Annotated in this window: 15 protein-coding genes and 1 pseudogene; 8 read left to right on the top strand and 8 right to left on the bottom strand. The window is 75.1% G+C overall.

Annotated features, from left to right (window positions below):
* Positions 1–8: 8 nt before the first annotated feature.
* Entirely contained in the window at positions 9–803 is a 795-nt protein-coding gene (locus ACI790_RS12215; protein WP_456570040.1) for a lipase family alpha/beta hydrolase, read from the top strand.
* A 118-nt stretch (positions 804–921) separates the two neighbouring features.
* On the opposite strand, the gene ACI790_RS12210 is transcribed toward ACI790_RS12215, so the two are convergent.
* The gene (locus ACI790_RS12210; protein WP_456570039.1) at positions 922–1,311 is read right to left on the bottom strand and encodes a type II toxin-antitoxin system VapC family toxin; all 390 of its coding nucleotides are present in this window, start codon (positions 1,309–1,311) and stop codon (positions 922–924) included.
* Positions 1,308–1,562, bottom strand: coding sequence for a FitA-like ribbon-helix-helix domain-containing protein (locus ACI790_RS12205; protein WP_456570038.1), 255 nt, complete (start codon positions 1,560–1,562; stop codon positions 1,308–1,310). The genes ACI790_RS12210 and ACI790_RS12205 overlap by 4 nt, the downstream gene beginning before the upstream one ends.
* Positions 1,563–1,739: 177 nt before the next feature.
* Between ACI790_RS12205 and ACI790_RS12200 the strand changes: the two genes are divergently transcribed.
* A complete protein-coding gene (locus ACI790_RS12200; protein ID WP_456570037.1) occupies positions 1,740–2,378 on the top strand; it encodes a hypothetical protein in 639 nt (212 codons plus the stop codon).
* Here the strand turns inward: ACI790_RS12200 and ACI790_RS12195 are convergent.
* On the bottom strand, positions 2,375–3,538 hold the full coding sequence (locus ACI790_RS12195; RefSeq protein ID WP_456570036.1) for an AI-2E family transporter: 1,164 nt from the start codon (positions 3,536–3,538) through the stop codon (positions 2,375–2,377). The two genes, ACI790_RS12200 and ACI790_RS12195, sit on opposite strands and share 4 nt — an antisense overlap.
* Positions 3,539–3,581: 43 nt before the next feature.
* Positions 3,582–4,490, bottom strand: coding sequence for a methylenetetrahydrofolate reductase [NAD(P)H] (metF, locus tag ACI790_RS12190; protein WP_456570035.1), 909 nt, complete (start codon positions 4,488–4,490; stop codon positions 3,582–3,584).
* Between the two features lie 131 nt (positions 4,491–4,621).
* On the opposite strand from metF, the gene ACI790_RS12185 reads away from it, so the two are divergent.
* Genes ACI790_RS12185 through ACI790_RS12175 form a run of 3 tightly spaced genes read left to right on the top strand, consistent with a single transcriptional unit; the run spans position 4,622 to position 8,264 of the window.
* Complete coding sequence (locus tag ACI790_RS12185; protein WP_456570034.1) at positions 4,622–5,818, top strand: polyprenyl synthetase family protein; 1,197 nt, start codon at positions 4,622–4,624, stop codon at positions 5,816–5,818.
* Positions 5,818–7,314: a phytoene desaturase family protein gene (gene crtI / locus ACI790_RS12180; RefSeq protein WP_456570033.1), complete on the top strand. Its 1,497-nt coding sequence runs from the start codon at positions 5,818–5,820 to the stop codon at positions 7,312–7,314. Before ACI790_RS12185 ends, crtI begins: the two co-directional genes overlap by 1 nt.
* Positions 7,311–8,264, top strand: a complete 954-nt coding sequence (locus tag ACI790_RS12175) for a phytoene/squalene synthase family protein (RefSeq protein WP_456570032.1) — start codon at positions 7,311–7,313, stop codon at positions 8,262–8,264. The genes crtI and ACI790_RS12175 overlap by 4 nt, the downstream gene beginning before the upstream one ends.
* Here ACI790_RS12175 and ACI790_RS12170 read toward each other — a convergent pair.
* From ACI790_RS12170 to ACI790_RS12160, 3 genes and pseudogenes are all read right to left on the bottom strand, one after another.
* Positions 8,261–8,425: pseudogene (locus ACI790_RS12170) on the bottom strand (lycopene cyclase domain-containing protein); the annotation flags it as partial. The gene ACI790_RS12175 and the pseudogene ACI790_RS12170 sit on opposite strands and share 4 nt — an antisense overlap.
* Before the next feature lie 41 nt (positions 8,426–8,466).
* A complete protein-coding gene (locus ACI790_RS12165; RefSeq protein ID WP_456570031.1) occupies positions 8,467–8,832 on the bottom strand; it encodes a lycopene cyclase domain-containing protein in 366 nt (121 codons plus the stop codon).
* A gap of 54 nt (positions 8,833–8,886) precedes the next feature.
* Positions 8,887–9,210, bottom strand: a complete 324-nt coding sequence (locus tag ACI790_RS12160) for an Rv2175c family DNA-binding protein (protein ID WP_456570030.1) — start codon at positions 9,208–9,210, stop codon at positions 8,887–8,889.
* 22 nt (positions 9,211–9,232) lie between these two features.
* On the opposite strand from ACI790_RS12160, the gene ACI790_RS12155 reads away from it, so the two are divergent.
* The 3 genes from ACI790_RS12155 (at position 9,233) to ACI790_RS12145 (ending at position 13,361) form a co-directional block, all read left to right on the top strand.
* Positions 9,233–10,375: an alpha-hydroxy acid oxidase gene (locus ACI790_RS12155; protein ID WP_456570029.1), complete on the top strand. Its 1,143-nt coding sequence runs from the start codon at positions 9,233–9,235 to the stop codon at positions 10,373–10,375.
* 82 nt (positions 10,376–10,457) lie between these two features.
* Entirely contained in the window at positions 10,458–12,440 is a 1,983-nt protein-coding gene (gene pknB / locus ACI790_RS12150; RefSeq protein ID WP_456570028.1) for a Stk1 family PASTA domain-containing Ser/Thr kinase, read from the top strand.
* Between the two features lie 12 nt (positions 12,441–12,452).
* Positions 12,453–13,361: a deoxyribonuclease IV gene (locus ACI790_RS12145; RefSeq protein ID WP_456570027.1), complete on the top strand. Its 909-nt coding sequence runs from the start codon at positions 12,453–12,455 to the stop codon at positions 13,359–13,361.
* 42 nt (positions 13,362–13,403) lie between these two features.
* Here the strand turns inward: ACI790_RS12145 and ACI790_RS12140 are convergent, their stop codons facing one another.
* Positions 13,404–13,766, bottom strand: a complete 363-nt coding sequence (locus ACI790_RS12140; RefSeq protein ID WP_456570026.1) for an endonuclease domain-containing protein — start codon at positions 13,764–13,766, stop codon at positions 13,404–13,406.
* Positions 13,767–13,793: the final 27 nt, after the last annotated feature.

The raw sequence follows: 13,793 nt of genomic DNA, 5'->3' as shown, positions 1-13,793 counted from the left end.
GTAGGAGCATGCTCGCCGCCCGGACGCGTCGTCTCCTGCTGATCCTCCTGGCCGTGGCGCTGGTCGGCGCGGCGGCCGGGGCCGGCGTGCTGCTCACGCGGGGCGACGCGCCCACGGCATCCGCGCCGGTCGCGGAGGAGGAGCCGGGGCCGGTGCTGCTGGTGCCCGGCTACGGCGGCGACACCTCCGGCCTGGAGCCGCTGGCCCAGCGGCTGCGCGACACCGGCCGGGACGCCACCGTGGTGCCGCTGCCCGGCGACGGCACCGGCGACCTGCGCGCGGCGGCGGACGCCCTCGACGTCGCCGCGTCGGCGGCCCTCGCGCGCACGGGCGCCGGGAGCGTCGACGTCGTCGGCTACTCGGCCGGCGGGCTGATCGCCCGGCTGTGGGTGGCCGGCGGGCACGCCGACGTCGTCCGCCGGGTGGTCACGCTCGGCTCCCCGCACCACGGCACGGAGGTGGCCTCGATCGGCGCCGTGTTCGCGCGGGACCGCTGCGCGGAGGCCTGCCTGCAGATGGTGCCCAGCAGCGAGCTGCTCACCGGGCTGGCCACCGACGAGACGCCCGAGGGCGTCGACTGGGTGTCGGTGTGGACCACGCAGGACACGGTGGTCACCCCACCGGAGTCGGCCCGCCTGGACGGCGCGCTGAACCTGCCCGTGCAGTCGGTCTGCGCCGGGCTGCAGGTGAGCCACACCCAGCTGCCCGGCGACCCGGTGGTCCAGGGCATCGTGCTCGCGCAAATGGACGCCGGGGACCCGGTCCCGCTGGCGCCCGGGGACTGCAGCCGGCTGGGCGGCTGACCGGGAGCACATGCCGACGTCGACGGCGCAGTACGAGTGAGAGGTCACCCGGTAGGTCGAGGAAGGCCGGGCCGATGGGTGGATGGTCGAGGGGGCGACCCCCCTTCGCCCGGCGCGTTCAGAGGACCTCGACCCGCGCCTCGTGCCCCGGCGCCCGCGCGAGTCGCGCGTCCCGCGTGACCAGTGGGCACTCCAGCGCCTCGGCGAGCGCCACGTAGGCGGCGTCGTATGCCGACAGGTTCGCTCGCAGTGACAGTGCACGGCGGCGGAGCGCGTCGCCGGCCGGCCAGAGGCGGACGGGCAGACTCCCGAAGTCGTCGAGTGCGTCCTGGGCCCGCTCGACTGCGAGATCCCGGCGCAGGACGAGGTCACGCAACGCCGAGACGAACTCGTAGTCGAGAAGTGCCGGCGAGTGCAGCGTCTCCCCGCCCAACCGGTCGCGCAGCCGGTCCCCGCCGTCGACCAGAGTCAGCGCATCCACCACCACCGAACAGTCGACGACGATCACGGACGCCGGGGTGCGAGTTCGCCCTCGCGTTCGCGCCGTGCCTCGTCGAGCACGCCGACCACCGGAATCCCGCCGCGACCGGCCCGCCGGGCCGCCCGGTCCAAGACCTCGCGCACCGTCGGCTGCGCGACCTCACGAGTCAGCACGTCGAGCAAGTACCTGTTCAGCGACTCCCCCTGCGCCGCGGCACGCTCCTTGAGCGCTCGCCGGACGTCGTCGGGCACGTCCCTGATCTGCAGCAGTGAGCCCATGGGCGAAGGATAAGTCCGCATCAATACAAGGTGTATTGATGCGGAGGAGCCGGGCGCCGATCTCGCTCGCGACTCCTCGCCGAGGACGGGCCTCCCGAGGCACATCCGGGCCGACGGCGTTCCCGCGGGAACGCCGTCCAGGCATGACCCGGACCCGACCGCGGGTAGGCGCCCGGCATGGCACCTCCGATCAGCGACGCCGTCGTCGTCGACGTCCTGCGCCGGCTCGACCGGCTGCTCACCCCGCTGGCCACCCGTCTGGGCCGGCCGCCGGACCTGCCGCGCCGCGAGCGCGACGAATGGTGGGCCGACCAGGTCTCCCGGGTGGCGGCCGGCGTCTCCGCCGTTCCCCGGCTCGCCGGCAAGCTCGCCGACCTGCTGCCGCTGCAGAACTCGGTGGGCACCGCCGTCCAGTCGCTCGTCGTGCTCGGCGTCGCCGGGGAGCACGGCGTCGAGGCGCCGGCCGAGCGGGTGTCGCTGCTGGCCCGGGTGCTGCTCGACCGGCGGCTGACCCCGGCCCAGGTGGAGCCGCTGCTCACCCGCACGAAGGGCACCTACGTGGAGGGGGCGCTGGGCAGCCGGGACGAGCGCCGCGGGGTCACCGGGGCCGCCCGCACGCTGTGGCGCGCCGCCCGGCTGCTCGGCCGGATCGACGACGCCCTCGACGCCCGGCCCAAGGGCCGGTTGATGGCCCGCGCAGTCTCCAACCTCCCCGTCGTCGGGGTGGCCGGCGGGTACCTGTCGGAGCGCGAGGGGCTCCGCCGGGCCGCGGCGAAGGCGGCGGACGTGCTGGAGGCGCCTGGGGCGCACCCCTAGTCCGGATCGCCGTTCCGCGCCCCCGCCGGGTCAGCCGGTTCGTCCGAGGCGGCGCTGCGCCGGTCCCGGTCCCCCCAGCCGGGCCCGGCGTCGGGCTCCCGGCCGCGGGCGTAGTCGACGACGCGGGCCAGGCAGGCCGTCAGGGGCACCGCGAGGAAGGCGCCGAGGACGCCGTACGTCACCCCGCCCACCGTGACGGCGAGGATGATCACGAACGGGTGCAACCGCAGCACCGGGCTGAGGATGAGCGGCTCCAGGAGATTGCCCTCCGCCTGCTGGACCACCACCACGACCGCCAGGACCAGCAGCGCCGTCGTCAACCCCTGGTCGGCGAGCGCGACGAGGACGGCCAGCAGCCCGGACACGAAGGCGCCGACGATCGGGAAGAACCCGCCCAGGAAGATGAGCACCGACAGCGGGAGCGCCAGCGGCACCCCGAGGACCACCAGCCCGATGCCGATCGCCACCGCGTCCACCAGCGCGACCACCATCTGGCCGCGGAAGTAGGCCCCGAGGGTCCAGAACAGCTGGCCGGACACCCGGTCGGCGTGCCGCCGGGTGTCCCCGGGCAGCAGGCTGACGATGCCCGACCAGATGCGGTCCCCGTCCCGCAGGTAGAAGAACAGGGCGACCAGGAACAGGACGACGGCGGTGGCGACGTCGCCGAGCGTCCGCGCCACCTGCAGCCCGCGGTCGACGACGTCGCCGCCACCGCCGCCGAGCGCACCGGCCGCCTGCTGGGCCATGTCGGCGAGTCCGCCGTCGCCGACGTCGAACGGCAGCGAGAACGGCGTGTCCGCGACCAGCCCCGCCAGGTCCTGGAGCGCCTCCTCGACGCTGTCGGCCAGCGCGGGGATCTCGGCGGCGAACCGCGGCACGACGAACCACACCGCGAGCCCCACCAGCCCGAGGAGGGAGACCACCAGCAGGATGGCGACGACGGTCGAGGGCAGGCCCGTGCGCTTCAGCCACGCCGCGACCGGCCACAGCACGGCGGCCGGGAACAGCGCGATCGCCAGGGGCGTGGCGACGACGCTGACCTCGCGCAGCACCAGGTACCCGAGCACGAGGAGGACGAGCACCCCGATCGAGGCCCACGCCCGGCGGCCGGCGCGCACCAGCCAGGGAAACCGCTCCGCCTGCTCCTCCCGCGCGATCATGCGGGCTCCTTGCCCAGGACCACGTCCGGGCAGACGCCGCAGCTCAGCGGACGGCGGCCGGCACCTCCGCCGAGAGGTTCGTGAACACCTCGCGGGTCGCCGTCGACCGGTTCATGGTGATGAAGTGGATGCCGGGCACGCCCTCGTCCAGCAGCCGCCGGCACAGCTCGGTGGCCACCTCGACGCCGAAGGCCCGCACCGCGGCCTTGTCGTCCGGGCGCTCGCCGTCCAGCGCGGCGAAGCGCTCGGCGAGCTCGGGCGGGAACGCCTGCCCGGACAGCTCCACGATGCGGGTGATCTGCCGGACGTTGGTCACCGGCATGACCCCGGCGATGACCGGGACCTCGCAGCCCTTGGCGACCACCCGGTCGCGCATCCGCAGGTAGTCCTCGGCGCGGAAGAACATCTGGGTGATCGCGAAGTCGGCGCCCGCCCGGCACTTGGCCACGAACATCTCGACGTCGGTGTCGAAGTCCGGCGAGCGCGGGTGCCGCTCGGGGAACGCGGCGACGCCGACGGAGAAGTCGCCGATGGAGCGGATCAGCTCCACCAGCTCGGCGGCGTACCGCAGCCCCTGGGGGTGGGCGATCCATTCGGCCTGCGGATCCGCGCCCGGCGGGTCCCCCCGCAGCGCCAGCAGGTTGCGCACGCCGGCGGCGGCCAGCCGGCTGACCACGTGCCGCAGCTCCGCGACGCTGTGGTCGACCGCGGTCAGGTGCGCCAGCGGCGTCATCGTCGTCTCGGTGGCGATCCGCTCGGTCATCGCCACGGTGCCCTCGCGGGTGGAACCACCGGCCCCGTACGTCACCGACACGAAGGACGGTCGGAGACGCTCGAGCTCGCGCAGCGCCGTCCAGAGCTGCTCCTCCCCCGCCGGCGTCTTCGGCGGGAAGAACTCGAACGACCACGTGGGTCGCTCGGTGGCGAGGAGCTCGCGCACGGTCCGGGTCACGACACCCGAGAGTAGTGGCGCCCGCGGAGCCACCGGCGGCGGCGCCGTGGAACTTCGCCCGCCGAGGTGCATCCGGGTCGCGCCCGGGCACGGAAGAGGCCGTTGTACCGGAGTCCCAGGACGGAGTGACCATGGAGCGGAGCACGGCGGCCGCCCTGCTGATGAGGCCGCGACCCATCGGGTTGGGCGATACTGACCTCATGATCGCCGGGGCGCAGCAGCGCGAGTCCGCCCGCCCCGCCCCGCCGCTGGCGGTCGCCGACCTCGACCGGGTGCGCGCCGCCGTGGCCGACGCCCTCGCCGACTTCCTCGACCAGCAGCGCGCCACCCTCGCCGGCATGGACCCGAGCCTGGTCCCGGTCGTCGACGAGGTGTCCGCGGTCGCCGAGGGCGGCAAGAAGCTGCGCCCGTCCTTCGCCTACTGGGGCTGGCGCGGCGCCCGGGCTCAGGGGCAGGGCGTCGCCGAGGACGATGACGCCGTGCTCCGCGCCGTCGCGGCCCTGGAGTTCGTGCACGCCAGCGCCCTGGTGCACGACGACGTCATGGACGCCGCCGGCACCCGGCGCGGCCGGCCGACCACGCACATCGGCTTCGCCGACCGGCACACCTCGCACGGGTTCTCCGGCGACCAAGAGCTCTTCGGCGTCGGCGCGGCCATCCTGGTGGGCGACCTGGCCCTGGTGTGGTCGGACGAGATGCTCCGCTGCTCCGGCATCTCCGAGGCGGCCCTCGGCCGGGCGCGGGCGGTCTGGGACACGATGCGCACCGAGGTCACCGCCGGCCAGTACCTCGACCTGCTGCGCGCGGCCGGGGGCCTGCCGGGTCCCGACGGCGCGCTGACCGTCGCCCGGTACAAGAGCGCCGGGTACACGGTGCAGCGGCCGCTGCAGCTCGGCGCCGCGATCGCCGGCGCGGGCCCGGCCGTGGTCGAGGCGTTCGCCGCCATCGGCCTGCCCCTGGGCGAGGCGTTCCAGCTGCGCGACGACCTGCTCGGGGTCTTCGGCGACCCGGAGATCACCGGCAAGTCCGCCGACGACGACCTGCGCGAGGGCAAGCAGACGCTGCTGGTCGCGCTCGCCGAGGAGGTGGCCGACGACGCCGGGCGGCGGCTGCTCGGCCAGCTGCTGGGCAACCCCGACGCCGGCCCGGAGGAGTTCGAGGCGCTGCGCGCGCTGCTGGTCTCCACCGGTGCCCGTGACCGCGTCGAGCAGCGCATCACGGTGAGCACCGCCCGCGCCCGCGACGCCATCGCCGAGGCGCCCATCGCCGACGACGCCCGCGCCGCGCTCGACGCGCTCGCGGTCGCCGCCACCACCCGCACCGCCTGATGGTCCGCACCGTTCCCGGTCACACCGATCGCGTCGCCGTCGTCGGCGCCGGGCTCGCCGGGCTGGCCACCGCCCTGCGGCTGCGCGGCGCCGGCCGCGAGGTCGTCGTCGTCGAACGCGGCGAGGGGCCGGGCGGTCGCGCCGGGCGGATCGAGCGGGCCGGATACGCCCTGGACACCGGCCCGTCGGTGTTCACCGCGCCGGAGGTCGTCGCCGACACCCTCGCCGCCGTCGGCGAGAAGCTCGAGGACCGGCTGACCCTGCGCCCGCTCGAGACCAGCTACCGCGCCCAGTTCGCCGACGGCACGCACCTCGACGTGCACGCCGGCCCGGACGCGTTCGCCGCCGAGGTGGCTGCCCTGTGCGGGCCGGCCGAGGCCGAGGCGCTGCGGCGATACCTGGCCGACCTCGCCGAGCTGTACCGGCTCCAGCTGGACACCTTCATCGACCGCAACCTCGACTCGCCGCTGGACCTGCTGGGCCCCCAGCTGCTCACGCTCGCCCGCCGCGGCGGGTTCGGCCGGCTGTCCGCGCACGTCGGGAGGTACTTCGCCGACGACCGGCTCCGCCGGCTGTTCAGCTTCCAGGCGCTCTACGCCGGGGTCTCCCCCTTCCGCGCCATCGCCGCCTACGCGGTCATCGCCCAGCTCGACATCGGCGCCGGCGTCTGGCACCCCGAGGGCGGCATCGCGTCGGTGCCGCGCGCCCTGGCCGACGCCGCGGCCGACGCCGGGGTCGTGTTCCGCTACGGCGCGGCCGTCGCCGAGCTGGAGACCTCGGGCGGCCGGGTGGGCGCCGTCCGCCTCGCCGACGGGGAGCGGCTGCCCGCGGACGCCGTCGTGGTCACCACCGACGCCCCGCACACCCTCGTGCCCGGCCTGCGCGGGCCGCGCCGGCCGGTGTACTCGCCGTCCTGCGTCGCGCTGCACCTGGGCGTCCGCGCCCCGCTGCCCGGCCAGGCGCACCACACGATCAGCTTCGGCGCGGCGTGGCAGCAGGTCTTCGACGAGCTGACCCGCGACGGGCGCCCGATGAGCGATCCCAGCCTGCTGATCAGCATGCCCTCGGTGACCGACCGCAGCCTTGCCCCCGACGGCGGGCAGGTGCTCAGCGTCGTCGCCCCGACGCCGAACCTCGACCGCCGCAGCGGCGGCAACCCCGACCTGGACTGGGCGGCGCTCGGCCCCCGCTACCGCGAGGAGCTGCTGGCGACGCTGGAGGCGCGGGGGTTCACCGGGGTCACCGACGCGATCGAGGTCGAGCACATGGACACACCGCTCACGTGGGCCGCGCAGGGCATGGCCGCCGGCACGCCGTTCGCGCTGGCCCACACCTTCGGCCAGACCGGTCCGTTCCGCACCCCGACGCTGCCCCGCCGCGGTCCGGAGAACGTGGTGCTCGCCGGCTCCTCGGTGCAGCCCGGCGTCGGCGTGCCGATGGTGCTGATCAGCGGCCGGCTCGCGGCGGAACGGATCACGGGGGTGCTGCCGCGGTGACGGCGCTGCGACCTCCGGGCACCCAGGCGCACCACCAGGAGCAGCTGCGCGCGGCCTACCGGCTGTGCGCGCAGATCGCCGCGCGGCACGGCAAGAGCTACCACCTGGCCACCCGGCTGCTCACGCCCGACCGGCGCACGGCGGTCCACGCCCTGTACGCCGCCGCGCGCGTGGCCGACGACCTGGTGGACCTGCCCGGCGCCGACCCTGCGGGCGACCTCGCCGACTGGTCCCGCGCCGTGCTCGCCGAGCTCGAGGACGGCTGGTCCGAGGACCCGGTGCGGCTCGCGCTGGTGCACACCTACCGCCGCTACGCCATCCCGGTGGAGCACCTCGTCGACTTCCTGGCCGCGATGACCAGCGACCTCGACGTCACCGGCTACGCCGACCTCGACGCCCTCGACCGGTACATGTGGGGCTCGGCGTCGGTCATCGGCCTGCAGGTGCTCCCGGTCCTCGGCACCGCTCCCGGGGTGCTCCGCGAGGAGGCGGCCCCGCACGCCGTCGCCCTGGGCGAGGCCTTCCAGCTCACCAACTTCCTCCGCGACGTCGCCGAGGACGCCGACCGCGGCCGGGTCTACCTGCCGGCGGATCTGATGGCCGCCCACGGGGTGACCCGCGAACAGCTGTTGGAGCGGCGCCACGACGCGCGGTTCGCCGCGCTCATGCGCGAGATGGTGGCGATCGTCCGCCGGCGGTACGACGACGCCGCCCCGGGGACGCCGATGCTCGCGCCCGAGTCGCGCGACTGCGTGCGGGCGGCCACCGATCTCTACGGCGGCATCCTCACCGAGATCGAGCGCGCCGGTTACCGGGTGCTCGACGGCCGGGTGTCGGTGCCCAGGCCGCGCCGCCTGGCGGTGTTCGCCCGGCGGTTGACCGCGGCCCAGCTGGCCAGGGTGAGGGTGACCATGGCGAACCCGAAGAGCAGGTCCTCCACCGGCGCGTAGGCGATCCGCGGGCCCCAGATGGTGTCCGGGTCGTAGGTGACGACGTCCAGCCCGGTGAGCACGCCGTTCATCAGGAGCTGGAAGGCGATGACGATCGCGTACGCCGTCCAGAAGACCTTCCGGGTCACCATCCGGGTGCGGTAGACGGCGAGGTCGACCACCAGCACGGCCACGACCGCGAGCACGGCCAGCGTCGAGTAGCTCACCGCCCGGCCCGCTCCCCGGTCGGCAGGGCCTCCTCGGCGGGGTAGCCGGCGTCCCACCCGGTCACCTTCCGCACCGCCTCCAGCGCGAGCACCGAGCACAGCGGGACGACGAGGAAGAACAGCACCTCCTCGACCGGGATGCCGCCGGGCAGCCGGACGCCGAGGGTGCGCACCTCGCTGTAGTCCCAGTGGCCCTGCGCGATGGCGTAGAGGACCCACACCACGAAGACGACGAACTCCGGGACGACGGCGAGCAGCACCCTGCGCCAGCGCGCGTAGACGCGCACGACGAGCACCAGCTCGAGCGGCGCGGTGACCACCAGGCAGCCGGCCAGCAGGCCCAGGTAGGTCAGCTGCTCCACGTCGTTCCCTTCCCCCCGGCGCCGCGCCGCGGATGCAGCGGGGCGCCGGCGCGATCAGAGCGCCAGGGCCTGGGCGCGGCGGGTGACCTCGGTGTGCCGGTCGTCCCGCAGCGCCTGCACCGGCGTGCCGGGGAGCGACTCGTCCTCGCGGAACAGCCAGGCGAAGGCCTCCTCGTCGCTGAACCCGCCGTCCTGCAGGACGGTCAGCAGACCGGGCAGGTGCTTGAGGACGGCGCCGTCCTGGATGAAGTCGGCCGGGATCTTGCCGTTGCCGCTGCCGGGCACGGCCATCAGCTTCCGGTCGCGCAGCAGCTGCCGGACCCGGTTCGGCGAGGTGCCCAGCAGCTGGGCGACCTCCGCGGGGGTGAGCGTGTCCATAGAGTGCGAGCCTATGGCGAGCATGGAGTCAGCGAGCAGCCCGGTGCCCGGACGGGAGCAGCAGGACGGCGGCGCAGAGGTCGCGGAGGACCCGCGACCGGAGCCGCCCTACCTCGACCTCGAGCGGCTGGAGGCCCGGTCCCGGGAGCTGCTGCCCGAACCCGTCTACGACTACTACGCCGGGGGCGCGGAGTCCGAGACGACGATGCGCGAGGCCACCGCGGCCTGGCGCGGGTGGCGGCTGCGGCCACGGGTGCTGCGCGGCATCGTGGCGGCCGACCTCTCCACCGAGCTCCTCGGTACGCCCGTGCGCACGCCGATCGGCGTCGCCCCGTGGGCCTACCAGGCCATGGCCCATCCCGACGGGGAGCTGGCCACCGCGCGCGCCGCGGCGGCGGCCGGCGCGCTGATGACCGTGTCGACGAGCGCGAACAACAGCCTCGAGGAGGTGGCCGAGGCCGCACCGGGCGGCCCGCGGTGGTTCCAGCTGTACCGGCTGCACTCCGAACGGCACACCGACGACCTCGCCCGGCGCGCCGGGGATGCCGGCTACCGGGCCCTCGTGATGACCGTCGACGTCCCGCTGCTGGGCCGCCGCCGCCGCGACATGGGCCACGACTTCGTCCACCGCGCCGGCGTCCGGATGGCCAACCGGCCGCCGGAGGGCGAGGAGCCGACCCTGGACGGCCTGGCGACCGCGACCTGGACCTTCGACCACATCGCCCGCTTCGGCGAGGTGTCCGGGCTCCCCGTGGTGGTCAAGGGGGTCCTCCGCGGCGACGACGCCGTCCGGTGCGTGCAGGCCGGCGCCTCCGCCGTCTGGGTCACCACGCACGGCGGCCGGCAGACCGACCCCTCGGTCTCCAGCGCGTACGCCCTCCCCGAGGTGGTGGAGGCCGTCGGTGACGACGTCGAGGTGTACGCCGACGGCGGGATCCGGTCGGGCTCGGACGTGCTGACCGCGTTGGCCCTGGGCGCGCGGGCGGTGTTCCTCGGCCGCCCGATCGCCTGGGGGCTGACCACCGGCGGGGAGGTGGGTGTCGCCGGCGTCCTCGACGGGCTCGGTGAGGAGCTGGCCCACACCATGGTCCTGTGCGGACTCCCGGACGTGCGCTCGGTCCCCCGCGACACCGTCGTCCCGGCCGGCGTGATCCGGCGCACCTGACCACGCGCACCAGGCGTACCAGCCGCCCCCCGCACCGCGTGGTGGGGCCCGGGCGGCCGGTACCCCTCCTACACTCGGCGGGGTGGACACCGCCGTGACCGACCCCGTGGTCGGCCTCGTTCTCGAGGGGCGCTACCGCCTCGAGGAGCGGCTGGCGCGAGGCGGCATGTCCACCGTCTACGCGGCCACCGATCTGCGGCTGCACAAGACCGTCGCGGTCAAGGTGATGGCCGAGCACCTGGCCCACGACCCGACGTTCGTCGACCGGTTCACCCGCGAGGCGCGCGCCGCCGCGATGCTCAGCCACGTCAACGTGGTGGGCGTCAGCGACCAGGGCAGCGACCAGGGCCTGGTCTTCCTGGTCATGGAGCTGGTGCGCGGCCGCACGCTGCGCGACCTGCTCAGCGCCCGCGGCCGGCTCACCGTCGCCGAGGCGTTCGCGGTGCTCGAACCGGTGCTGGCCGGGCTCACGGCCGCGCACCGGGCCGGCATCGTGCACCGCGACATCAAGCCCGAGAACGTGCTCATCGGCGTCGACGGCCTGGTCAAGGTGGCCGACTTCGGCCTGGCCCGCGCCGTCGTCGGCACCGGGCAGACCAGCCAGACCGGCGGCGTGCTGATCGGCACCGTCGCCTACCTCTCCCCCGAGCAGCTCGAGCGCGGCCGCGCCGACGCCCGCAGCGACATCTACGCCGCCGGCATCGTGCTCTACGAGATGCTCACCGGGCACCCACCGTTCGGCGGCGACACCCCGCTGGCCGTCGCCTACCAGCACGTGCACCACGACGTGCCCGCGCCGTCGGCGGAGGTCCCCGGCCTGCCCTGGCAGGTCGACGAGCTGGTCGCCCGCACCACGCGGCGCGATCCCGCCGGCCGTCCGCTGGACGCCGGGGCGTTCCTCGCCGAGCTGCACGACGTCCGCAAGGACCTCGGCATCGAGCCGGTCCCGGTGCCGACCGGGCAGAGCGCGGGCCCCGGCACGCTGCGGCCGACCAACCGCCCCACCCGCCCCCGGCCCGGGCACCCGAGCGACCCCGGCACCGAGGTGCTCGGCGGCCGCGGCTCCCGCGCCGCGCGCACCAGCACGCTGCCGGGCATGGGCGCCGGCCCGACCACCGACGTGCACGGCCGCCGCCCCGGCCCCGCCCGGCCCCGTCCCGGCGTCCCCGACCACATCCGCCGCCGCCGGGCCCGGCTGGCCATCGCGGTCGTCCTGCTGCTGGCCGTCACGATCGGCGCCGTCGGCTGGTGGCTGGGCGACGGCCGCTGGACCGACGTCCCTGCGGTGACCGGCAAGGAGGAGGCCGCGGCGATCGACCTCCTCCAGGACGCCGGTCTCGACCCCGACCCGGTGGTCGCCGAGTGGAGCGAGACGGTGCCCGACGGGCAGGTCATCTCCACCGACCCGGCGTCCGGCGAGGTCATCCGCGGCACCGACGTCCGCGTCCTCGTCTCCAAGGGCCCGGAGCGCTACGTCATCGCCCCCGAGCTGGTGGGCCAGCCGGTGGACGAGGTCGAGGCACGGATCCAGGAGGACCTGCCGGTCGCGATCACCCGCGGCGAGGACTTCGACGACGCCGTGCCGCGCGGCAACGTCATCCGCTTCGACCCGCCCGCGGGCACCCAGCTCAAGCGCGACCAGGTCGTCACGGTCGTGGTCAGCCAGGGCCGGGAACCCGTCGCGGTGCCCGACGTGACCGGGCAGAGCCCGGAGCAGGCGACGAGCAACCTCGAGGCCCTGGGCTTCACCGTGGAGCGGGGCGAGGACGGCCGCAGCGACGCCGTCGACGTCGGCGAGGTCATGGCCGTCGAACCCGGGCCGGCGGCCGGGCCGGTGCCCTACGGCAGCACGGTGCGGATCCAGGTCTCGGCGGGCGTTCCGCTGATCACCGTCCCCGACGTCGTCGACATGGGCGAGGCCGAGGCCATCGCCACGCTCCGGGAGGCGGGCCTGCAGGTCGAGTCCACCCGGTTCTTCGGCGACAAGGTCTTCCGGCAGAGCATCAAGCCCGGCGAGACCGTCGAGCAGGGCACCAAGATCACCATCCTCCTCACCTTCGGATAGGCACCCCTCCCCTTGTCGAACACCTCCTCCGGGGTGCCGCCCGTCGGCGCGCACATCCAGATCAAGGGCGGCCTGGCCAAGGGTGGGCTCGCCTACACCGACGCCGTCGCCGCGCGCGCCGTCCAGGTCTTCGTGGGCAACCCCCGCGGCTGGAAGCTGACCGACGGCGACGCGAAGCAGGACGCGCTCTTCACCGCCGGCTGCACCGAGCGGGGCGTGCCGTCGTTCATCCACACGCCGTTCCTGGTCAACGTCGGCTCCCCCACCGAGGCCACCGTCGAGCAGTCCATCGCGTCGATCGCGCACAACCTGCGGCGCGGGGCGCAGCTCGGCTGCCAGGGAGTCGTCGTGCACGCCGGCTCGGCCGTCGGCGAGGACCGCTACGACTCCGCGCTGCGCCAGCTGCGCGAGCGCCTGCTCCCGGTGCTCGAGGCGGCCGATCCGGCCGGCCCGCGGCTGCTCATCGAGCCCACCGCCGGTGGCGGCAAAGCGCTGGCCGCGACCGTCGAGGAGCTGGGCCCCTACTTCGCGGCGCTGGAGGACCACCCGCTGGTCGGCGTCTGCTTCGACACCTGCCACGCCTGGGCGGCCGGGCACGACCTCGCCGCCCCCGGCGGGATGACGGCGACGCTCGACGCGCTGGAGGCCACCGTCGGCCCGGGCCGGCTGGGCCTGGTGCACGTGAACGACTCGCTCGACGAGTGCGGCTCCAAGCGCGACCGGCACACCACGATCGGCGAGGGCACCATCGGCTCCGGCCCCTACGGCACCGGCCCGTTCGCCGAGCTGCTCCGGCACCGCACGACCGCCGCCGTCCCGATGGTCGTCGAGACGCCGAGCCTGCGCGACGGCGACCCGTGCGGCGGCCACGCAGCCGACATCAAGCTGCTGAACTCCCTGATCGGCGACCCCGCCACCTGACGTCGAGCGCTGATGCGCACATCTCCGGGCGTGACGTGCGCATCAGCGCTCGACGTCGCCGCGAAGGAGACGCAGCCGCGTGCGGTGAACCGCAAGGATGTCCCGGCGACAGGCCTCCGGCGAGCGCGTCAACCTGGTGAAGCCGTACCGGAGTGTCTGACAGCCGATCGTCGCCAGCAGCGAGTCCCGCCGGATGTCGCGCTCACGCTGCGCGCGGGATCCGTGCCAGGCAGCGCCGTCCATCTCCACGGCCAGCATGGATTCCTCGCACGCCGCATCCAGGACGAACGTCTCCGCACCGACCACCGTTCGGCGCTGCTGCACGAAGACCGGCATCCCGGGGGCCCGCAGGACGTGCAGGCATCCCCAGATCTCCAGCTCGCTCCGGCAGCCGTCGGCCAGCAACCTCGTCAGCTCCCGCAGTTCCGCCCG

This window comes from Blastococcus sp. SYSU DS0539, from assembly GCF_054050855.1.
The sequence above is the reverse complement of the archived record's forward strand: the minus strand, read 5'-3'. Positions and strand labels throughout refer to the sequence as shown.